Below are 21339 nucleotides of genomic sequence, written 5' to 3' on the forward strand. Positions count from 1 at the left end.
CGCCAAAGGTACACACGTTTGCTGAAAGCCTTTGTACTGCCATCACTTCTCGCGCACACCGAGCAGGGCAGCGATCTGCTCCGCGATCGGGTTCAGGTTGAGGCTGTCGGGCATCTTCTTCGGGTTGTTGTCCCACGGCTGAGGTGTGTTCGGGTCAGCGAACTGGGCCCGATCGGCGCTTCGCACACCAGTCGGATTGCCCTGCGCCACAGCACAACTGGCCTCGGTGTTGAACGGGAAATCGTCGTAGTTGGGATCGAAGTCGGGGTTCTTGGCCTTCTCCGCCGCGATGATCGCCTCGGTGCTCTCGTAGCCGACCGTACAAGCCGGCGGGTTGTTCACCTCGAGCACGATTCCGAAGTGGATGGTGCCGTCACCGGGGGTCGGGCCGTAGCTGCCGCTCGACAGCGCGGAGAGCAGCGCGAGCGCCGGACTGATGCCGTAGAACGTGGGAGCAACCGTGCGGACGTCCTCGGCGAGATTACGGACCACTGTCGTGATGTCACCACCGCTGTCCTGCAACAACTGCGAGATCTCGGTGGCACTGGCGGTACCGGTGGTCAGCAGTCGGCGGATCGCCGGATCCGAGGCCTGCAGCGTCTGTGTCACCAACTCGAGATCGCGCGACCACGCCAGGATCTCGTCCGACTGGTCGGCTTGCGTGCCGAGCACGGTGTCACTGTTTTGGATCAGCGAGATCGTCTGCGGCAGATTGTCCAACCCCGCCTCCGACAGGCCGGCCAGTGAATCGACGAGCGACTCCAGATTGTCGGCATTGCCGTTGAACGCCTTGCCGAGTTCTGTCACCACGGTTTGCAGATCGTCCACCGGGACCGTGCCGGTGAAGTCGACCGCGGACTTCAGCACATCCTGCAGCGGAGTGGGGATCTGCGTGTCCGTGATGACCGATCCGGCCTCGAGATACGGCCCGGAGTTGTTCTTGGGCCGCAGATCCACGTACTGCTCGCCGATGGCCGACCGGTTCGCGACGACCGCAATCGCCGAGTCGGGGATCTTCGGGCCGTCGGAATCGAGGATCAATTCCACCTGCACACCGTCCGGCTGCAACGACAAGGGCCCGACGCGACCGACCGGCACACCGCGGTAGGTGACCTCACCGTTGGTGAAGATGCCGCCGGAATCGGGGAATTCGGCCTTGACCGTGTACGAACCCACACCCACCAAGCGGTCGAGTCGGGCGTAGGTGGCACCGACGTAGACCAGCGCGATCAGCCCGACGACCACGAAGACGATGAGCTGCCATTTCGCGACCTTGGAGATCATCCGATCCCTCCGTTCGCATTGGTCAACAGATTCAACGGCCCCTCGATGAAGCTCTGGCTGCCACGCTCTTCGGGCATCAGCGCGTACTGCCCACCCGAGGGCGGGGTGTTCGGTCCCGGCCGCGCATTGGGCAGCGGCAGCAACGTGATGGTCGGCCATCCCAGGCGCGGTCCGTTGCCGTTGTAATACGGATTCTTTGGATCGACCCTGGGTGTCGGCCCGGTCTTCGGGGGGCTGTACACCGGTTCGCCCTGACCGACCCCAAGTGCCTCGAGCTGATTGAGCAGCCGGAGGTCGAGGTTGGCGAACAGGTTGGTCGAATCACCGATCACGGCGGGCAACAGGTTGTCCGGGAACGGATAGGTGAACAGCAGCGGTGCTGCGGTGATGATGTCCGGCGCGGCCTGCGCCAGTGCCTGGAGCGTGGGACGCAGTGCCCGCAGATCGGTGATGATCTCGTCCCGGGCGGTCCCCAGGACCGCGACACCGGCCTCACCGAGGCTGTCGAGCTGTTGGAGCATCGTGACGAACTGTGGCCTCTGCTCCTCGAGAACCTGGACGCCCTTGGGCAATTCATCGAGTACCCGGTTGATCTGGTCGGTCTGGGCGCGGGCCCGGTTCGAGAGCGCGTCCAGTCCGTCGAGCGCGGTGACGATGCTGTTCTTCTGCTCGTCGAGGCCGCTGATCAGGCGTGCGGTCTCGTCGAGCAGTCCCCTGACCTCGGTCTGACGGCCGTCGAGCGCGGTGTTCAGCTCGTCGACGATCGGCTTGAGCTGCGCGACACCGCCACCGTTCAGCAGCAGCGACAGCGCACCGAGGACTTGCTCGATGTCGGTCGCGGTGCGGGTGCGGCAATCTGCGTCGCCGACACCCGGACACCCGATGACCTCGGCCGGATTCTGCCGGGGCAGATCTGCGTTCTCCTGCGGATCTTCCAGTGCCACATACTTCTCACCCAGCAAGTTCGTCTGCTGGATCTCGACGCGGGCCTGATCGGAGAGATCGACGCGGTTCTGCACCTCGATGGTGACCTCGGCCGTCCATTTGTCAGGCGCGACCTTGATCTCCTGGACCCGGCCCACCTGCACGCCGTTGAACTTGACGGTCGACTGGGGCACCAGGTCGAGCACGTCGAGGAACTGGAGTTTGTACGTCCGCGGGTTGTCGCCCAGCGCCGCACCACCGGGCAGTGGGACCGACTGAAGTCCCTGGGTACCGCATCCACCCACCGCGATCACCGCAGCACCGACCAGCGCTGCCGTGCCCGCTTTCAACCACCGGTTCATCAGTTGCCACCCAATCCCGGTGCCGGGGTACCGGGCACCGTTCCCGGGACCGGACCACGATTCTGCTGGTTCTCGTTGCTCATGATGCCGAACGGCAGATTCAGCGTCGGCGTCGTGATGCCGTCGTTGATCTGGTCGGCGACGTCGCGGCACTGGTCGATGATCGGGCGCAGGGTCGAGCTGAACTGCTCGAACGCCGGGTCACCGGGCTTGAGCCTGCCCAGGTCGAGCAGGCCACACTGCGCACCGAGCAGGTTCTGCAATTCGGGCAGCGTCAGATGCAGGTCGAGTGTTCCGGACTCCGCGTTGTAGGCGTTGACCAGGTTCGACAGGGTCACCGGCAGCACTTCGAGAATTTCCTTCTGGTATTCCTTGGTGTCCACCAGCATCTGGGTCGTCGGGATCAGACCTTCGACCGCGTCGCCGAGCGCCTCGCGGTTGTCCTGCACGAAGCCGGCGACATCACCGAGCGCCACCGACAACTTGTCCAGAGCGGTCCCGAGTTGTTCACGTTCTCCGGCCAGGAAAGTGTTGAACGAGGCCATCTGAGTGTTGAAGCGGCGCACCTGCTGATCGTTCTCGGCCAGCATCCCGACGAAACTGTCGAGATTCTTGATGGTGTCGACGATGTTGCCGCGCGAGTCGTTCAGCGTGTCCGCGGCTTGCGAGAGGCCGCGGATCGTCTGACCGAGCGCCTCGCCGTTCTCGCCCAGGTTCTCCGCACCGGTGGCCACCAGGTCGGTGAGTGCACCGTTCTTGTTGGCCCCTTCCGGACCGAGCGCGGTCGACAGTTTCTCGACACTGGCGTAGAGCTCGTCGACCTCCACCGGAACCATCGTCTTCTCGACGGGCAGGCTGAAGTTCTTCGGCGCCTTGGGGCCCTCGGTGTACACCGGGGTCAGCTGTACGTAGCGGTCGGCGACGACCGACGGGGTGATCTGCGCGGCACCGACATCGGCGGGCAGGTCCACGTTGCCGTCCACCCGCATCTTCACCCGGACCTGGTCGCCCTGCGGCGTCACGTCGGTCACCCGACCCACGGCCACCCCGAGCACCCGGACGTCGCTGCCCTCGTAGATGCCGACGCTGCTGCGGAAATCCGCGGTCACGGTCGTACTGGTGACGCGTTTGAAGACCCACCACAACGAGCCGGCGATCAGCAGCGCCAGGATCAGCGCGATGACGATGAACACGATGTGTTTGGGGGTGAACCAGCGCCCGGGTCCCCGGGTGCCCTGGAGATCGCGTGCCGTGCTCATCATCGGCCGGCCTCCGTTCCGCCGCTGGTGAGCGTTGTCGTGTTCAAGACCGGGAGCCGCGTGGTGTTCTGCTGCGGCAGGGCCGGCGGCAGGATGTTGGTCACCACGGAGTCGAACCAGCGGCCGTTGCCGAGCACGTTGGTGTAGAGCCGGTAGAACGGGGCCATGTAGGTCAAGGACTGTCGCAGGTTCTCGTTCTGGTCCTGCAGGATCACGATCACCTGCTTGAGGGTTTCGAGCGTCGGGCCGATCTGTTCCTGGTTGTCTTTGACGATGCCCGACAACGCATCCGACAAGGTGATCGTGCTCGACAACAGGGTCGAGATCGACTGCTGCCGGTTGTTGAGTTCGGTCAGCAACTCCCCTGCGCCGGAGATCAGTCGTTCGAACTCGTTGTTCCGGTCGGCCAGGAGTTTCGACGTGTCCTTGGTGGCCGCCAGCAATTCCTGCACCTTCTCGTCACGGCTTGCAATGGTCTCCGAGAGCCGGGTCAGACCGTCGAGCGACGACCGCAGGTCGGCAGGCGTTCCCGAGAACGCGTCCGAGAGCGTGCGCATGCTCTTGGCGAGCTGATCGGTGTCGAGTTCGTCGACCTGTTCGGCGGCGTCGGAAAACGCTTCGATCACGTCGTAGGGCGACGTGGTGCGACTGAGCGGGATGACGTCGTCGGGGTCGGCGATCTTGCTGCCCTGCGGATCGAGTGCGATGTACTTCTGTCCCAGGACGGTTTTGATCTGGATGGACGCCTTGGTCTGATCACCGATCCAGGCGTTGTTCACCTGCATGTCGACCCGGACCTTGTCTCCGTCGAGCTCGACGGCACGCACCTCACCGACCTTGACGCCGGCGACCCGCACCTCGGCGCCGGGTTTGAGACCGGCCGCCTCGGAGAAGTTGGCACCGTAGGTGACACCGGCCCCCAGGAGTGGCAACGAGTTGAGGAAGAAGGCGGACGACGCCACCATCAACAGGATCAGGATGCCGAGAAATCCCACGGTGACCGGGCTTCTGCCCTCACCTGGTCGTGCACTCATTGCCTCACCTCCCTACCGTGCGCCGTCCTGCGTGTTGTCATGTTCCCGATCGTCATCCCGGTGGATCCTGGTTCGCCCAGCAGCGCGTCGCCGCACTGGTGTAGAGCACATGGTTGATGTCCGGCAGCGGGATCAGGGGCTGGGTCAGCAGCACGCTCTGACCATTGCCCGCCGTCACGTCCAGGCCGCAGAGGTAGAACTGGAACCACGAGCCGAAGGTCGCGGCCCGGCCGATCTTCTGGAGCTTGGTGGGCAGGTTGGTCAGCGTCTGTTTGATCGCGTCCTGCTGCTCGACCACTGTGGTCCCGAGGTCGTTGAGCGCAGCGATCGAACCCTGGATGGCCGGCCGCGTGGGCTGGAGGATCGACGACGTCACCGCGGTCAGGTTGGACAGCGACGTGATCGCGGATCCGACCGAACCCTTCTGCGCGGCAAGTCCGGTCACGAACTTCTCGGTGTTGGTCAGCAGCGAGGTGAACTGGTCGTCATGCGCGTTGAGGTTCCCCAGGACCGCATTGAGGTTGTCGATCAGACTGCCGATCACCGCGTCCCGGTCGGCGATCGTGTTCGTCAGGCTGGCGGTGTCGCGGACCAGCTCCGAGATCGTGCCGCTCTCCCCCTGGAAGACCTGGATGATCGACGCCGACAGCTTGTTCACGTCATCGGCCGTCAGCTGCTGGAACAACGGTCGGAACCCGTTGAAGAGCTCGGTGAGGTTGATCGCCTCGACCGTGTTGGGCAACCCGATGGTGCTGCCGCCGCCGATGGTCCGACTCTGATCGCCCGGACCCTTCTCGAGGGACAGGTAGCGCTGGCCGGTCAGGTTCCGGAGCTTGATCACGACCTTGACCCCCGCCGGGAGCCGGTCGCGGTCGACCGAGAAACTGACTTTGGCCTGACTGCGCTCGTGGATCTCGACGCCGCTCACCTGGCCGACGCGGACACCCGCGATCCGGACGTCGTCACCGGGCGCGACCTGGGTCGCGTCCTCGAAGATCGCCTTGAAGTCGGTGCCACCCCCGGCGCCGCCGTTGGCCACGGCGAACGCGAGCACCGAGGTCGCGAACACGGTGACCACCGCGAACACGATCAGCTTGATCAGCGGCCCCACTAAGCCCTTCATTTGATGCTCACCTGCGCTCCCTGCACGGTGGGCGCGGCGAGCAGGGTGATCCAGCCCGGGACCTCAGCAGGATCCTGGCCCGCCGAGGCCGCCACGATCGCCTGCATCTGCAGCTTGTTCCGCGGGTCGTTGTAGTTCGTGACCGGCTTTTCATCGGACGCAGCCTGCTCGGTCGCCGAGCCCTCCGGCATCGTCGAGTACTGCGCAGCCGGCATCTGCGGGATGTTGCGCGGCCCGGCATTGCGGGACGGCGGCTGGTACGAGCCGTCGTTCACCGACCCCGCCGGGTACTGCGGGAACGGCCTGCCGTTTGTCGCCGGCGGGTAGCAGATCGGACCACGCTCATCGAGCAGACGCGGCTCGTCCTGGTTCGGCAGATACCGGCCCCGCGGGTTCACGAACTGCAGGTTCACCCGGACCCCGGGGTTCTCGGTGCCCAGACCGGTGATGACATCGGCCTCCGGCACGAGACCGGCGAAGTTCGCGAAGGTGCAACCGAACGCCGGCGACTGATCGGCCAGAGCCGTCAGCAGCGGTTCGGATTCGATCGCCAGGTCGACGAGGTCCTGACGGTTGGTCACCAGGAAGCCGGTGCCGTCGATGGCGACCCGGGTGACCGCGGCGATGGTGGTCCGCAGGTCAGCTTGCCTCTCGAACAGCGTGTTGGTTGTCGTACGCAGGTTGTCCAACGAATCCACCAGGTCGGGCAGAGCCTCTGAATAGGTCTGGGAGAAGCTCGCCAGACCACGCAGAGTGCCCTGCAGTTCGGGCATGTTCTGGTTGATCTCGGAGAAGATCGTGTTGAGTTCGGTCAGGCTCGTGCCCAACTTCTCGCCGTTGCCGGCCAAAGCCTTCGACAAGGTCGACAACGTCACGTTCAGATCAGCGGGCGGGATCGCCTCGAGGACCGGCAACAGTTCGTCGAACAGTTCTTGCAGTTCGACGGCGTTACCCGATTGGTCCTGTTCGATCGTCGACCCCTTGGACAGATGGTCGGCCTCCGAACCCTCCTGGCCCGGCGGGATCTGCAACGCCACGTACCGCTCGCCGAACAGCGTCTTGGGCAGGATGCGGGCGGTGGTGTCGGTCGGCAGCAGATCGACCTTGTCGGGCTGCAGCGCGAGTGTCACGACGACCGAACCGTCTTCGATGTCGGGTGCGACCTCACTGACCACACCGACGGTGAGACCACGGACCTTCACATCGGCATTGGTCGGTAGCGCGTTGCCCGCCGAGGTGGTGCGGAGCTTCACCTCGACCGTGCTGGTGAACGACTTGTTGTATTGCATGATCGTCAGCGTCAAGAACAACGCGACAACCAGGAAGAACACCAGACCCAGGGCCCGGCGGCGTAGTGCCTGCATCTGGTCAGCCCCCCACTCGTACGGACGTAGTGGTGCCCCAGATGGCCAGGCCCAGGAAGAAGTCGAGGATCGCGATGATCACCAGGGCCGCACGCACCGCGTGCCCGACCGCCACGCCGACACCGGCGGGACCACCGGTGGCGTAGTAGCCGTAGTAGCAGTGCACGAGGATGATCACGAAGGCGAAGATCAGCACCTTGCCGAACGACCAGAGCACGTCTTCCGGCGGCAAGAACAGGTTGAAGTAGTGGTCGTAGGAACCGGACGACTGGCCGGTGAACTGCGTGGCTATCAGCCTCGACGCGAAGTAGGCCGAGAGCAGTCCGAGCACGTACAGCGGGATGACGGCGACGAAGCCGGCCAGTACCCGCGTGGTCACGAGGAACGGGATCGACGGCACGGCCATCGTCTCGAGTGCGTCGATCTCCTCCGAGATCCGCATGGCACCGAGCTGCGCGGTGAAACCACAACCGACGGTCGCCGACAACGCCAGGCCCGCCACGAGCGGGGCGACCTCACGGGTGTTGGCGTATGCGGCAAGGAATCCGGTCAGGGCCTGCGAACCGAGCTGGTCGAGAGCGTTGGCCCCCTGCAGTCCGACGACCACACCGGTGAAGCCGGACATCAGCACCATCACACCGATGGTGCCGCCGATGACGGCGAGTCCGCCCGATCCGAAAGCGACCTCGGCCAGCAGCCTCAGCAATTCCTTGGGGTAGCGGCGGATGGTGCGCGGCGACCACCCGATGGCGCGTCCGTAGAACGACATCTGGTCGCCCGCACCGTCGAGGACGCGCAACGGAATACGCGCGATCTTGCCCGCGCGATATCCGAGGTCTCCTCTGCCTTTGGCGATCGTCACCTGTTCTCCTATGAACCCTTGGCCGGAACGATCTGCAGGTAGACCGCAGTGATGATCAAGTTCGCGAAAAACAACAACAAGAAGGTGATGACGACACCCTGATTGACCGCATCACCCACACCCTTGGGACCGCCCTTGGGGTTCAGACCCTTGTACGCCGCAACCACACCGGCGATCACACCGAACACCGCGGCCTTGATCTCGGCGACATAGATGTCCGGCAATTGAGCGAGCGCGCTGAACGATGCCAGGTAGGCACCAGGTGTTCCGTCCTGAACGATCACGTTGAAGAAATATCCGCCGCCGATACCGACCACCGAGACCAGGCCACAGAGCAGCACGGCCACCAGGATCATGGCCAGCACACGCGGGACGACAAGACGCTGGATCGGGTTGATGCCGAGCACCTTCATCGCGTCGATCTCCTCCCGGATCGTCCGGGAACCGAGATCAGCGGTCACCGCCGATCCGGCGGCACCTGCCACCAGCAGCGACGTCACCAGGGGTGCGCCCTGCTGGATCACCACCAGCACGCTGGCGGCACCGGTGAACGATTCGGCACCGAGCTGCCGGATCAGCGAACCGGTCTGCAACGACACGATCGCGCCGAACGGGATGGCGACAAGCGCGGTCGGCAGGATGGTCACACTTGCGATGAACCAGGCCTGCTGGATGAACTCGCGCCACTGAAATGGGCGCACGAATGTCTGGCGTGCGACATCGACGAACAGCTGAACAATGTTGCCGGTTTGGGCGAGCGCGCCCGTACCGGCCTTTGCAACCCGATCGACACCACGCGTGGTGGCACTTGTCATCTACAGAGCCTTGTCCCCTGGTCGGTATGGCGGGAACTGTTCGGTCTGAGCCTCGGAGTCGGCATATTGGGGCTGTGTCTGGTCATATCCCTGCGTCTGCTCGTAACCCTGGGTTTGTTCATAAGCGGGAGCGCCTGCCGGTGCCATCCGGTGCGCCGCCTGCCGCTGGTTTTCCTGGGCAGCATCTTCCTGCACAAAGCTCTCCTCGATCGCCTTCTGCGCCGCCGGCGGCAGGGTGTGCAGGATCTCGCGCACCCGGGCCTGACGTCGTCCGACGGCCTTGCGCTCAGGCAACCCTGGAGTGGCCTGCAGCTGCGGGACGATGCCGCGGACATCCTCGGCGGTACCACCGTCGGAGTGGCCGGCATCGACCATCTCCTGCTCGCGCTTCTGCTGCGCGTCGTCTTTCTCCTCGGACATCCCGATGGGTCCGATCCGACGTCCGTTGAGGAACTGGTCGACCACCGGCTCGTCCGAGGTCAGGAGCACCTCACGGGGGCCGAACATCACCAGTTCCTTGCGGAAGAGCATGCCGATGTTGTCGGGGACGGTCCGGGCGACCTGGATGTTGTGGGTCACGATCAGGATCGTGGCGTCGATCTGGGCGTTGATGTCGATGAGCAACTGCGAGAGGTAGGCCGTGCGGACCGGGTCCAGACCGGAGTCGGGCTCGTCGCACAGGATGATCTGGGGGTCCAGGACCAGGGCGCGGGCCAGGCCGGCGCGCTTGCGCATACCGCCGGAGATCTCACCGGGCAGTTTGTTCTCGGCACCGGTCAGACCGACCAACTCGATCTTGTCCATCACGTTCTGACGGATCTCGTCTTCCTTCCTCTTCGTGTGCTCACGAAGAGGGAATGCGATGTTGTCGAACAGGCTCATCGAACCGAACAGGGCACCGTCCTGGAACAGGACTCCGAACAGCTTGCGGATCTCGTAGAGCTCACGCGAGGAACATTTGGTGATGTCGGTGCCATCGACGATCACCGAGCCCTGCTCGGGATGCAGCAGGCCGATCAACGACTTGAGGAACACCGACTTGCCCGTACCCGACGGACCCAGCAGGACACTCACCTCGCCCTGAGGCAAGGTCAGCGAGACATCACGCCAAATATTCTGCGACCCGAAGGACTTCGTTAGCCCCTCGACACTGACCTCAACGCCCACTGAAATTCCCTCCAAATGAAGTCCGCCCCCGCTGCGGAACCTGTGGTTCGGCTCACTCTAACCCACCGGACGTCATGAATAAACGAGCTGTCCACGGTTTCGCGGACTCGGGCATACCGGAGTGCAGCCAGGGGCGACACCGCTGATCCAGAGTTGCTGCAGGTAGAAGAAAAATTCAGTTACCGACGGGTAACTTTCGCTCCCCGCGACCGGCCTCAAAAAAATTACTGAAGCGAAAGACAAAACGACCCGCAGCCGAAGCTGCGGGTCGTTGTGCGCTCTGAGTGGGCCCCGGTGAACCGGAGTCCTGTCAGATCAGAATTACTTGACGGACACCTTGGCGCCGGCCTCTTCGAGCTTGGCCTTGGCTGCCTCGGCAGCGTCCTTGTCGACCTTCTCGAGCAGCGCCTTGGGAGCAGACTCGACGAGATCCTTGGCTTCCTTCAGACCCAGTCCGGAGACGATCTCGCGAACGACCTTGATGACCTGGATCTTCTTGTCGCCGGCCGACTCGAGCACGACGTCGAACTCGTCCTGCTCAGCAGCGGCTTCAGCGGCAGCCGGAGCGCCGGCAGCAGCAACGGCGACCGGAGCAGCAGCGGTGACCTCGAAGACCTCTTCGAACTTCTTCACGAAGTCGCTCAGTTCCAGCAGGGTCAGCTCTTTGAACTGCTCGATGAGTTCGTCAGCGGTGAGTTTTGCCATGGTGGCAATCCTTTCGATCTTTCCCATGGGCGCACGGTGATGCGACCCGGGGATGGTGGTGGGGTTTTATTCGGCCGCTTCTGCGGGTGCGCCCGCGGCTTGCTTTTCCTGCAATGCGGCCGCAAGACGTGCGACCTGGGATGCGGGCTGAGTGAACAGACCCGCGGCCTTTGCCAAGTTGCCCTTCATGGCACCGGCGAGCTGTGCAAGGAGCACCTCACGGGTTTCGAGGTCGGCGATCTTGTTGACCTCTTCCACGGACAGCGCGCGGCCATCCATGAATCCACCCTTGATGATGAGAGCCTTGTTGTCCTTGGCGAAGTTCTTGATCGCCTTGGCCGCCACGACCGGCTCACCCTCGATGAAGGCGATAGCGGTGGGGCCAGTGAACAGCTCGTCCAGACCGGTCACGCCCGCATCAGCTGCGGCGCGCTTGACCAGGGTGTTCTTGGCGACGGAGTAGACGGCGCCTTCGCCGAGTGAACGACGCAGGTCAGAGATCTGCTTGACCGACAGGCCACGGTATTCCGTGACAACTGCTGCGGTGGCTCCCTTGAACTGCTCGGTGATCTCCGCAACTGCGGCGACCTTTTCGGTGTTTGCCATACTTCGCCTCCTCTCATGACGTGTCGGTTGGTACGTAGGAGCGCGATCCTCCCGAACGGGCCAAGTGCCCCACCAACGACAAACGCCCCGGCACAGGGCACGGGGCGTACACAAGCGAAGTGGCATGATGCCACTCGACGGCGATACCTCGTTCTCCCTGCGTGGGCCGCCGACGAAAGTCGGGCCTTAGGCCGATTCGCGACGAATCGCGTACCGGTGACCAACGGTCTCTGGTTGAACTGACGTCCGCAGGCATATGACCCACGAACACCAAGGGGCAACACTACCGGTAACCCCCACCCGGTCACAAATCGGCCACATCCGGATCAACATGTGAAGCCGGATTAACCCAGATGTCGCGACCGAACGTCCGCTCGGCTACATTGATGCAACCAGTCCAGTGTGAGCCCGGTCACGAATACCGGGTAGCACTGGCCAGCAGCACGATGGAGTGTTGTCGCGACCCGAAACCCCCGGTCAGCACCAGGGTTTTCGGACTTCGCCGCATCCCTCCCGGCAGTGGAGAGGGAGCGCCATGGTCTACCAGTTGAGCCCGTACGAGTCCGCAGTGAGCCGCGGGGTCAGTCGGACAGCACCGACCCTTCCTCTCGGCGACCCGACCGGCGGCGCGAACGCTCGCTGGTGGCGCGAGCTGGTCGACGGCAAGCCCGAGTTCGCATCCCTGACCATCGACCGGTCCGTCGAGCTGGAGATGAGCGACGGGGTTCGGCTGCGGGCCACCCTGATCCGGCCGGTCGACGACGCCGGTGACGTCGTCACCACCGCGCTCCCCACGGTCGTCAGCATCAATCCGTACAACCGCGCGATCCTGGACTTCATCGACCAGGCCACCCATCGCCTGCCGTTACCACCGCTGTCCGGCGGGATCCTCGATGTCTTCGGCATCAACCGCAAGCTGGTGCAGAGCGGATATGTGCAGCTGGTGGTCGATGTCCGCGGCACCGGTTCGTCACATGGCCGTTGGCAGATCCTCGGCGAACGCGAACAGCAGGACTCGATCGAGGTCATCGATTGGGCCGCGGGCCAACAGTGGTGCGACGGCAATGTCGGAATGGCCGGCTGGTCGTATTCGGCCATCAACTCCCTGCAGGCCGCAGGCAACGGATCGCCCCATCTCAAGGCCGTCTTCGCGGTGGAGGGTTGCGAAGACATCGTTCGCGACATCTACATCACCGGCGGTGCGCCATCTGCATTCATCCCGATCTGGCTCGCCGGGGTGAACCTGCTCAAGTGGCTCCCCAACCCGTCGACCGCACTCGGCGATGTGCTGGGCACCAATGGGCTCAGCTGGCTCAAGGACCGCCTCGCCTCCCCCGCCACCGAGATCGGCTCGCTGGCACGAGGGTTCCTCACCGGCACCGATCCCCGGATCTACGACGACCCCTATTTCGACGAACGCGATCCCAACATCGACCAGATCACCGCACCGACGTTCGTCTTCGGCGGTTGGCACGACTTGTTCGGGCGTAGCGCGACCAGGATCTACAACCAGCTCAACCTGCCTCCCGGCCAGAAACAGCTGGTCATGGCCGACGGCTATCACATCGATGCCGGCCTCGGATTCGGTGGACGGGTCTCACCGCCGCGGGTCGACGTCCTCGAGCGGGCCTGGTTCGACCGCTGGCTCAAGGGCATCGACAACGGCGTCGACGAGTACGGGCCGGTGACGCTGCAACAGCAGGGCGGTTCATGGACGTCAGGAAAGTCGTTCCCGCGCACCGACTCCCGCGTGCAGCGCCTCTACCTGTCGGCGGCCCCCTCCGATACCGCGAAGCACAGCGTCCACGATGGCACCCTGGGCACCACGGTCAACACGGAGTCGGCGGCACTGGGCATCCGCCCCGATGTCCGTGGGTTGGTGTCGCGGGACATGACCCAGGTGACCGCGGGCGCGACGCGGGTGCTGGGCAAATGGTTCACCACCGACGCCCGGTTCCAGGAACGTGGCGCGCTGTCGTTCACCACGGCCCCGGTATCGGACTCGGTCCAGATCTCCGGCTCGGTGAACCTGCACCTGCGGACCACCTGCGCCGGAACCGATGCGTTGTGGGCGGTCACTCTCAATGACGTTGCCCCGGACGGCACTTCGACGGTTCTGTCCAACGGCTCGCTGACCTCGTCGAATCGTTCGCTCGATCCGGAGTTGTGTGAGTACGCCGAGGACGGGTCACTGCTCCTGGCCCACCATCCGCTGACCTTCAAGCGCAAGCTCAAGGTGCAGCCGCACCTGCCGATGGACCTCGACATAGACCTGGTCGCAACCGATGCCATCCTCGAGCCCGGACACCGGCTGCGGGTCGACGTGTACGCCGCCAGCCTGCCCCGGTTCCTGGCGGTCCTGCCCGACCTGCTCAAAGCCGGTTTCCGGACCCAGAAGATCGTCCTCGACCCGTTCCATCAGAGCTACCTCACCTTCCAGGCGGTCGGCTCCCCCGCCTGGTGATCCCCCCGCCGACCGTGCCGAAATCACCGCCGAGCGGGCCGAAATCACCGTCGAGCGTGCCGAAGTTGCTCGGGCACAATCGGTTTAGGCACGGTCAATGGCGGTTTCGGCACGGTCGACGGTGGGTTGGGCACGATCAACGCGGCGTGATGATCCCTCAGCCGACGCGGATCCCGCTGTCGCCGAATGTGACCCGGTAGACCAGCGCCGCCTCCGGCCCCAACACCAGACCGACGAGGTCGATCAGGGTTTCGGCAAAACGCGGGCCGTGCTTGTCGATTGCCGACCCCGGACTCAGATGGTGGGCCAGCTCGTGCAGCACCACCAACTCCCGCATCGCCCAACGGCCTTGCGTGGCCACCGGAACCGCGATCACGCCGGCGCCACCACCCGGGTCATATTCGTAGTGCGCCTGATGCTGCCCACGACGGGTCCGCACGCTGACCGGGATCCGCGCCCGCGCGAATCGGGCGACAACGCTGTCCATCGTCAACACCCGCGCGGCATAGTCGCGGACCGAGTCCACCGAACCGAACTTCGCCTCCGGAGGCAGGGTGACCGTGGTCCCGGCGATGGTCAGAACGTTGCCGCCACCCGCCGCCCGTTCGAAGACGTTGTGAACCAGCCGTTCCGCCGCGTACAGCGCCGACCGCTGGCTGTCGCGGTCGGTCAACGGGGCACGCTCATGCCTCGAGCGCCCCGCGAGTGCCACCGAGCGCGATGTCGTCACCCAGCCGGGCGCGGCGCCCGGCCCGGTCACCGGCCCGACGCGCGCCCTCCGAATATCCGGCCGACGCACTGTGTGACTGCCAGGTTCCCCGGGCCGTCGAGACCTCCCGATGGAAGTCCCGGACCTCGATCTCCTTGTTGCGCAGCACCAGTGCGGTTCCGGTGTCGGTGTTGCCCCCGTCGGCGGCAACCGCCTGCTCCCTGGCCTCGTCGCGAGCCGCAGCGAGCCGCTTGCCGATCCGTTCGGCGAACGCCGACTGAAAGTTCAGTCGGGCCGTGATCGGTGACAGTGGTTTTTCCTCGACGACCCGCCGCGAGTACCTCCCCCGACGCTCGGTGACCACCCGGGCGAATGTCTCCCCCTTGTAGTCCCCCGACTTCAGATACCCGTCGCTGGCTGCGACCATCTGCACCACGAGCGAGCTGTACAACGCCTCACACGAGTCGATGTCGCCGGGAAATCCGTAGGCGTAGACAAAGGTCGAGTTACTCGCGACGTCACACGTGATGTCGTTGGCCCGGGCGATCGCGACGAACAGCTGCACGTAGGTGCGCAGACCGCGTTTGCCGGCTTCGCCGATCGCGATGTTCCGTTGCTCGGGAGCCACCCGCCGGTTTCCGTTGCCATGCGCTCGGGCCACGGCGAGATCGATCGATGCCGCGGTGGCCAGCCGCTGGGCGGCCTGCATGAAGGCCTGCGCCTCGTGTTCGTTGTCCGTGCCCTCGGCTTGACGCAGCAGACCGGCGATCTTGGTCAGAAGTTTTTTGTCCTGCACCCGTCCAACCATAGGTGCCGGACCCGACCGCTCGGCCCCGGCGGCGCCCGACTGTGGACCAAACCTCGTGGTGTGGACAACGGTCGCGGCATACCCTGGTCCGAATTAGGAAATGGTGATTTACTAATCCTTGTGGCCCGGCCTCGCGTGAACTCCGACTCCGCTCTTCTCGATGCCGCCGCGGTGGTGCTCGCCCGGACCGGTTCAGCCGGTTTCACCCTCGAACTCGCCGGTCAGGAGGCCGGCGTCTCGGCAGCGACCCTGGTCAAGCGGTTCGGCTCGAAACGTGGATTGTTGATCGCCTCATCCCAGCGCTGGATCGATTCCATCGACATCGAGCCGGCTCCGCTACCCGGCGAAACGCCACTGGCAACGCTCTACCGACTGTCGGTGCGGCCCTATATCGACCACTCCCGCCCGGACGACGCCGCGAATCATGTGTCGTCACTGGCCGCCGACCTCGGCGATCCGGAACTGACCCGACTGCTCGCGCTCGGCTGGCAGCGCAAACGCTCACAGCTCGGACTCCTGATCAGCAGGGCCGTCGACGCGGGCGACCTCCCCGGAGCGCCCGCTCCCGCCGTCGCCGCTCGGACACTGTTCGCACTTCTGGAAGGCAGCTTTCTGGCCTGGACAGTCGACCCGAGCGGATCACTCCGGTCGATCCTCGATACCGAGTTCGGCAACTTGACGTCCACCTGGACATGAAAGGGACCCCACATGAGAGACATCACCGGAGCAGTGTTCATCGCCACCAGCGTCGACGGCTACATCGCCCGTCAGGACGGTGGCATCGACTGGCTGACCAGACGCGACGACGACATGAGTGAGACCGGCTACGCCGAGTTCGCCGCATCCGTCGACGCAATCGCCATGGGCCGCAACACCTACGAGGTCGGCCTGACGTTCGAACAGTGGCCCTACGAGGGCATGCGTGTCCTGGTCGTCAGCACACAACTCGACCCCGGCGCCGACCATCGCGTCACCGTGCACCGCAGCATCGACGAGCTACTGGAGACGGCACAGGACGAGGGCCTACGGCACCTGTATGTCGACGGCGGCCGCCTGATCACCGGATTTCTGAGCCGCAACCTCATCACCGAACTCACCATCACAACGGTGCCCGTCATCCTCGGCTCGGGACTTCCCCTGTTCGGTTACATCGGCGAGGACATCCTCCTCGAACACATGCGCACCGCCACGCTGAGCAAAGGTCTGGTGCAGTCCGTCTACCGGGTGATCCCGGATGACATGCTGGAGCGGTGAACCAAGACGTCGAGCCGAACTCCGAGCGAACACTCTTCGACCAGACCAACACCTCGGCCGGCGGGTTCTACCGACTGCTCACCTCGTCGATCGTGCCGCGTCCGATCGCCTGGGTGTCCTCGTGTAGCGCCGCCGGTGTACACAATCTGGCGCCGTTCAGCTTCTTCACGGTCAGTTCGACGGACCCGCCGATCGTGCAGTTCACCACGGTCGGTGGTTTCAAACACAGTTCCGACAACGTCAGGGCGACCGGCGAGTTCGTGATCAACATCGCGACCGAACCGATGCTCGACCACGTCAACGCCACCTCCGCCGGTTTCGCCGAGGACGTCAACGAGTTCGAGGCCGTCGGTGTGGCGTCCGAATCCGCCGCGGTGGTCGACTGCCTGCGGGTCAGGGACAGCCCGGTGTCCATCGAATGTGTTCTGCATCAGATCATCGAGGTGGGCAACTCGCAGGTCGTGATGGGACGGGTGGTCGCGGTCACTGTCGCCGCCGACGTCGCAGCCGCGGACGGACATCCCGACTTCACCAAACTCGCCCCGGTGGCCCGTCTCGGACGCACCGAATGGGCGCTGCCCGGTGAAGTGGTGGTCCGCGACCGGCCGTGAGTACGCGAGGCGGGAAGGGACCAGGTCCCATATGCGTTGACATACATATAACTCATGGCGCTGTGCCGCGCCGTGAGAAGTACCCGACGTGAAGAAGGCCCCCGTATGTCAGTGACGTTGTCCGTGCTCGATCTCGCCCCCATCGCCCCGGGTCAGAGTGCTCGCGAAACCTTCGCAGGCAGTGTGCAACTCGCCCGCGCCGCGGAGCAGCACGGCTACAAGCGTGTTTGGTACGCCGAGCACCACAACATGGCGACGATTGCGTCGTCGGCAACCAGTGTTCTGATCGCCCATATCGCCGCTCACACCGAGACCATCCGCCTCGGCGCCGGCGGCATCATGCTGCCGAATCACGCCCCCCTGACCATCGCCGAACAGTTCGGGACGCTGGAGACGCTTCATCCCGGCCGGATCGATCTGGGCCTGGGCCGGGCGCCCGGCAGCGATCAGGCCACCATGCGTGCCCTGCGCCGTGACAACAGCTCCGCCGACCGCTTTCCCCAGGATGTGCTCGAGCTGCAGGGCTTCCTGGGTGACGAGTCGCGCATTCCCGGGATCACCGCGGTCCCCGGTGCCGGAACCCACGTACCGCTGTACATCCTCGGGTCATCGCTGTTCGGTGCCCAGCTCGCGGCGCATCTCGGTCTGCCGTACGCGTTCGCCTCGCACTTCTCCCCCGATGCCCTGCACCAGGCGGTGACCCTGTACCGCCGCGACTTCAAGCCGTCGGAACAACTGTCCGAGCCCTACGTCATCGCCGGGGTGAACATCGTCGCCGCCGACGATCCCGACGTCGCGGCGGCGGACTTCGAGGCGTTGCGACGCATCCGGGTTCGTGGCCTGATCTCCCGGGGACCATCGACCCCGCAGTACAGCGACGAAGAGATCGACGCCTTCCTGACCACCCGCGAAGGCCACGGAATCGCCTCGATGATGAAGTACACCGGGGTCGGCACCGGCGACGACGCTCGTCGCTACCTCGAGAACTTCGCCGAGATCGCACAGGCCGACGAACTGATGGTCTGCCATCAGTCGGTCAGCATCGAAGGACGGTTGCGCTCACTCGAACTGACTGCCGACGCGATGAAGGCTGCGCAGGTCTGACCCGCCGGACATGACAAAGGCCGGGACCCCCGTTGGGGAGTCCCGGCCTCATGTCAGTTCAGACGTGCTCAGACGTCTTCGTTGTTGTAATTACGGTTCACCGACGGGTCCACCTGGATGCCCGGTCCGGAGGTGGTCGAGACGGTGACCTTCTTCAGGTACCGGCCCTTTGCCGCCGACGGCTTCGCGCGCAGGATCTCGTCCAGCGCAGCGCCGTAGTTCTCGGCCAGCTTCTTCTCGTCGAACGAAGCCTTGCCGATGACGAAGTGCAGGTTCGCAGCCTTGTCGACACGGAAGTTGATCTTTCCGCCCTTGATCTCGTTGACGGCCTTGGCCACGTCAGTGGTGACGGTGCCCGTCTTCGGGTTCGGCATCAGGCCACGCGGTCCGAGGATGCGGGCGATGCGGCCGACCTTGGCCATCTGATCCGGGGTGGCGATCGCGGCGTCGAACTCGAGCCAGCCTCCCTGGATCTTCTCGATCAGGTCCTCGGCGCCGACCTCGTCGGCTCCGGCAGCGACGGCCTCATTGGCCTTGTCGCCGGCGGCGAAAACGATCACACGGGCGGTCTTACCGGTGCCGTGCGGAAGGTTGACGGTGCCGCGCACCATCTGGTCGGCCTTACGGGGATCAACACCGAGACGGACTGCAACCTCGACGGTCGCGTCGGTCTTGGTCGAAGAGGTCTCCTTGGCCAGCTTTGCAGCCTCCAGCGGACTGTAGAGCTTGGACTTGTCGACCTTTTCAGCTGCGGCCTTGTATGCCTTGCTGTTCCTGCTCATATTCGCTCTGTCTTTCTCCGCAACTCATGCGGTTTGGTGGTACGGACCGAGCCGGCCCTGCCACGATTACTTGGTATTGAGTTCGGCCACTCAGAGCTTGCGAGTTCGCAAGCTCACTCGACGGTGATGCCCATGGAGCGGGCGGTTCCGGCGATGATCTTGGCGGCCTGCTCAACGTCGTTGGCGTTGAGGTCTTCCTGCTTGGTCTTTGCGATCTCACGGACCTGATCCATGGTGACCTTGCCGACCTTGGTCTTGTGCGGCTCTCCCGAGCCCTTCTGCAGACCGGCGGCCTTGAGCAGCAGCTTCGCGGCCGGCGGCGTCTTCAACTTGAAGTCGAAGGAACGGTCTTCGTAGACGAAGATCTCCACAGGCACGACATTGCCGCGCTGGCTTTCTGTCGCGGCGTTGTACGCCTTGCAGAACTCCATGATGTTCACACCGTGCTGACCAAGTGCCGGACCCACGGGCGGTGCCGGGTTGGCGGCGCCTGCGTTGATCTGGAGCTTGATGATCCCGGTGATCTTCTTCTTCTTCTTGGGGGGCATCCTTTTCCCTGTTTCTGATTGATGTCGCTTGGGCTGATGACTTGCTTCAGCCCGGTTTCACGCCCGCTGGAGACGTGAAAGTCTGTTGGGCCGGAAAAGACCTGCTAGATCTTTTCGACCTGGTTGAAGGCGAGCTCGACCGGGGTCTCACGACCGAAGATCGAAACCAGCACCTTCACCTTGCGCTGCTCTGCGTTGACCTCGCTGATCGACGCGGGCAACGTTGCAAACGGTCCATCCATGACGGTGACCGATTCGCCGACCGTGAAGTCGACCTCGACGACCGGCGCGCTTGCGGCGGCCAGGTCTGCGCCACCCTCGGAGCCCGATTTGGCCGAGGCCTTCTTGGGCTCGGTGCGCGGCATCAGGAACTTGAGAACGTCGTCCATCGACAACGGGGACGGACGCGAGGTCAGTCCTACGAAGCCGGTGACACCGGGCGTGTTGCGCACTGCGCCCCACGACTCGTCGTTGAGTTCCATGCGGACGAGGATGTAGCCGGGCAGCACCTTGCGGTTGACCTTCTTGGGCTGGCCGTTCTTGATCTCGGTGACCTCTTCGGTCGGAACCTCGACCTGGAAGATGTAGTCGCCGACATCGAGGTTCTGCACGCGGGTCTCGAGGTTGGCTTTCACCTTGTTCTCGTACCCGGCGTAAGAGTGGATCACGTACCAGTCGCCGGCAGCCCTCTTGAGGGACTTCCGCAGCGCCTCGACCGGATCTTCTTCTTCCTCGGGCTCGACGGCTTCCGGGGTCTCAACGACCTCAGCGGCGTCGGCAGCCTCGTCGAGGGTCTCCTCGGGGGTGTCGTCGCCCTCGATGGCCTCGTCGGTCGGTTCGGAGTCGGAGACGCCACTGTCGACAGCGCCCGAATCACCGACCGCCTGATCGATGGTGTCGGTTTCGGTCTCGCTGATATCAGCGTCGTTCTCGGGGGTGCTCACTGCAGCCCACGCTCCCTTTCTTCGAAGCAGTCGTTCGGGTTGGTTACCCGAACAACCACAAAACTCCCTTGGCAAAAGCAAGGTCCAGTGCAGAGATGAACGCAACCATCACAATCACGAAGATCAGCACGATGATCGTGTACTGGATCAGCTGCTTCTGCGTCGGCCAGATGACCTTCTTGAGCTCACTGACAACCTGTGTCAGGAACACGTAGATCCGAATGAACGGATTACGGCTGTCTTCCGGCTTGACCCGCTTGCGCGCGCCGTCGGATTTCTTGTCTTTGCCGGCGTCTTTGGTGGTGACGGCAGACGAGGTGGAGTCGTCGTCATCGCCACTGTCAGTGTTCGCGACGGTTGTTCGCTTGCCACGCGGTGATCGCTTGCCCGAAGGACGCGCCTGCGTTGCGGTGTCCCCGGCGGCGGCGTTGTCGTCCACCGAATCCGTTGCGGAGTCCACAGAGGCGTCGAGCTCGACCTCGTCGGTCGGCTCGGCCGCGTTCTTGGCGCGTTCGGCACGGTCGCGCTTGCTCAACTTGATCCTCTCGTGGCTGAAGTCCGCTGCTCTGCGCCGGGCCTGGGCCCTGCTGCACAACAACTGACATCGGTT

22 protein-coding genes are annotated in these 21339 nt (G+C 64.3%); 5 read left to right on the forward strand and 17 right to left on the reverse strand.

The window, feature by feature from the left end; genetic code table 11:
* Positions 1–42: 42 nt before the first annotated feature.
* The 11 genes from AC51GT_RS12585 to rplJ all read right to left on the reverse strand — a co-directional run bounded on the left by AC51GT_RS12585 (position 43) and on the right by rplJ (position 11505).
* Positions 43–1284 (reverse strand): MCE family protein, encoded by a 1242-nt coding sequence (locus AC51GT_RS12585; protein ID WP_496328964.1) that lies wholly within the window; start codon positions 1282–1284, stop codon positions 43–45.
* Positions 1281–2570, reverse strand: coding sequence for an MCE family protein (locus tag AC51GT_RS12590; protein ID WP_496328965.1), 1290 nt, complete (start codon positions 2568–2570; stop codon positions 1281–1283). The genes AC51GT_RS12585 and AC51GT_RS12590 overlap by 4 nt, the downstream gene beginning before the upstream one ends.
* The gene (locus AC51GT_RS12595) at positions 2570–3829 is read right to left on the reverse strand and encodes an MCE family protein (protein ID WP_496329100.1); all 1260 of its coding nucleotides are present in this window, start codon (positions 3827–3829) and stop codon (positions 2570–2572) included. The genes AC51GT_RS12590 and AC51GT_RS12595 overlap by 1 nt, the downstream gene beginning before the upstream one ends.
* Complete coding sequence (locus tag AC51GT_RS12600; protein ID WP_496323138.1) at positions 3829–4863, reverse strand: MCE family protein; 1035 nt, start codon at positions 4861–4863, stop codon at positions 3829–3831. The genes AC51GT_RS12595 and AC51GT_RS12600 overlap by 1 nt, the downstream gene beginning before the upstream one ends.
* A gap of 52 nt (positions 4864–4915) precedes the next feature.
* Positions 4916–5986, reverse strand: a complete 1071-nt coding sequence (locus tag AC51GT_RS12605; protein WP_496328966.1) for an MCE family protein — start codon at positions 5984–5986, stop codon at positions 4916–4918.
* Positions 5983–7350, reverse strand: coding sequence for an MCE family protein (locus AC51GT_RS12610; protein WP_496328967.1), 1368 nt, complete (start codon positions 7348–7350; stop codon positions 5983–5985). Before AC51GT_RS12610 ends, AC51GT_RS12605 begins: the two co-directional genes overlap by 4 nt.
* Positions 7351–7354: 4 nt before the next feature.
* Positions 7355–8224, reverse strand: a complete 870-nt coding sequence (locus tag AC51GT_RS12615) for an MlaE family ABC transporter permease (RefSeq protein WP_496323345.1) — start codon at positions 8222–8224, stop codon at positions 7355–7357.
* Positions 8221–9027, reverse strand: a complete 807-nt coding sequence (locus AC51GT_RS12620) for an MlaE family ABC transporter permease (RefSeq protein WP_496323135.1) — start codon at positions 9025–9027, stop codon at positions 8221–8223. The genes AC51GT_RS12615 and AC51GT_RS12620 overlap by 4 nt, the downstream gene beginning before the upstream one ends.
* Positions 9028–10194 carry an ABC transporter ATP-binding protein gene (locus tag AC51GT_RS12625; protein ID WP_496323134.1) on the reverse strand — a complete coding sequence of 389 codons (1167 nt, stop codon included), beginning with the start codon at positions 10192–10194 and terminating at the stop codon, positions 9028–9030.
* Between the two features lie 321 nt (positions 10195–10515).
* A complete protein-coding gene (gene rplL, locus AC51GT_RS12630) occupies positions 10516–10899 on the reverse strand; it encodes a 50S ribosomal protein L7/L12 (RefSeq protein ID WP_496323344.1) in 384 nt (127 codons plus the stop codon).
* 66 nt (positions 10900–10965) lie between these two features.
* Positions 10966–11505: a 50S ribosomal protein L10 gene (gene rplJ, locus AC51GT_RS12635; protein ID WP_496323133.1), complete on the reverse strand. Its 540-nt coding sequence runs from the start codon at positions 11503–11505 to the stop codon at positions 10966–10968.
* 535 nt (positions 11506–12040) lie between these two features.
* Here rplJ and AC51GT_RS12640 point away from each other — a divergent pair.
* On the forward strand, positions 12041–13969 hold the full coding sequence (locus AC51GT_RS12640; protein WP_496328968.1) for a CocE/NonD family hydrolase: 1929 nt from the start codon (positions 12041–12043) through the stop codon (positions 13967–13969).
* 157 nt (positions 13970–14126) lie between these two features.
* Here the strand turns inward: AC51GT_RS12640 and AC51GT_RS12645 are convergent, their stop codons facing one another.
* Complete coding sequence (locus AC51GT_RS12645; RefSeq protein WP_496328969.1) at positions 14127–14642, reverse strand: TIGR04338 family metallohydrolase; 516 nt, start codon at positions 14640–14642, stop codon at positions 14127–14129.
* A 10-nt stretch (positions 14643–14652) separates the two neighbouring features.
* Complete coding sequence (locus AC51GT_RS12650; RefSeq protein ID WP_496328970.1) at positions 14653–15474, reverse strand: DUF2786 domain-containing protein; 822 nt, start codon at positions 15472–15474, stop codon at positions 14653–14655.
* Between the two features lie 132 nt (positions 15475–15606).
* On the opposite strand from AC51GT_RS12650, the gene AC51GT_RS12655 reads away from it, so the two are divergent.
* The 4 genes from AC51GT_RS12655 to AC51GT_RS12670 all read left to right on the forward strand — a co-directional run bounded on the left by AC51GT_RS12655 (position 15607) and on the right by AC51GT_RS12670 (position 18455).
* The gene (locus tag AC51GT_RS12655; protein ID WP_496328971.1) at positions 15607–16182 is read left to right on the forward strand and encodes a TetR/AcrR family transcriptional regulator; all 576 of its coding nucleotides are present in this window, start codon (positions 15607–15609) and stop codon (positions 16180–16182) included.
* 12 nt (positions 16183–16194) lie between these two features.
* Entirely contained in the window at positions 16195–16740 is a 546-nt protein-coding gene (locus AC51GT_RS12660; RefSeq protein ID WP_496328972.1) for a dihydrofolate reductase family protein, read from the forward strand.
* Positions 16737–17351: a flavin reductase family protein gene (locus AC51GT_RS12665; RefSeq protein ID WP_496328973.1), complete on the forward strand. Its 615-nt coding sequence runs from the start codon at positions 16737–16739 to the stop codon at positions 17349–17351. The genes AC51GT_RS12660 and AC51GT_RS12665 overlap by 4 nt, the downstream gene beginning before the upstream one ends.
* 105 nt (positions 17352–17456) lie before the next feature.
* Entirely contained in the window at positions 17457–18455 is a 999-nt protein-coding gene (locus AC51GT_RS12670) for an LLM class flavin-dependent oxidoreductase (RefSeq protein WP_496328974.1), read from the forward strand.
* A gap of 68 nt (positions 18456–18523) precedes the next feature.
* Here the strand turns inward: AC51GT_RS12670 and rplA are convergent, their stop codons facing one another.
* The 4 genes from rplA to secE form a co-directional block, all read right to left on the reverse strand.
* On the reverse strand, positions 18524–19237 hold the full coding sequence (gene rplA, locus AC51GT_RS12675) for a 50S ribosomal protein L1 (RefSeq protein ID WP_496323125.1): 714 nt from the start codon (positions 19235–19237) through the stop codon (positions 18524–18526).
* 113 nt (positions 19238–19350) lie between these two features.
* On the reverse strand, positions 19351–19785 hold the full coding sequence (gene rplK, locus AC51GT_RS12680) for a 50S ribosomal protein L11 (protein ID WP_482135627.1): 435 nt from the start codon (positions 19783–19785) through the stop codon (positions 19351–19353).
* 104 nt (positions 19786–19889) lie between these two features.
* On the reverse strand, positions 19890–20729 hold the full coding sequence (gene nusG / locus AC51GT_RS12685; protein WP_496328975.1) for a transcription termination/antitermination protein NusG: 840 nt from the start codon (positions 20727–20729) through the stop codon (positions 19890–19892).
* Between the two features lie 43 nt (positions 20730–20772).
* On the reverse strand, positions 20773–21264 hold the full coding sequence (gene secE / locus AC51GT_RS12690; protein WP_496328976.1) for a preprotein translocase subunit SecE: 492 nt from the start codon (positions 21262–21264) through the stop codon (positions 20773–20775).
* Positions 21265–21339 lie beyond the last annotated feature (75 nt).

The organism is Williamsia sp. z34, assembly GCF_059553395.1.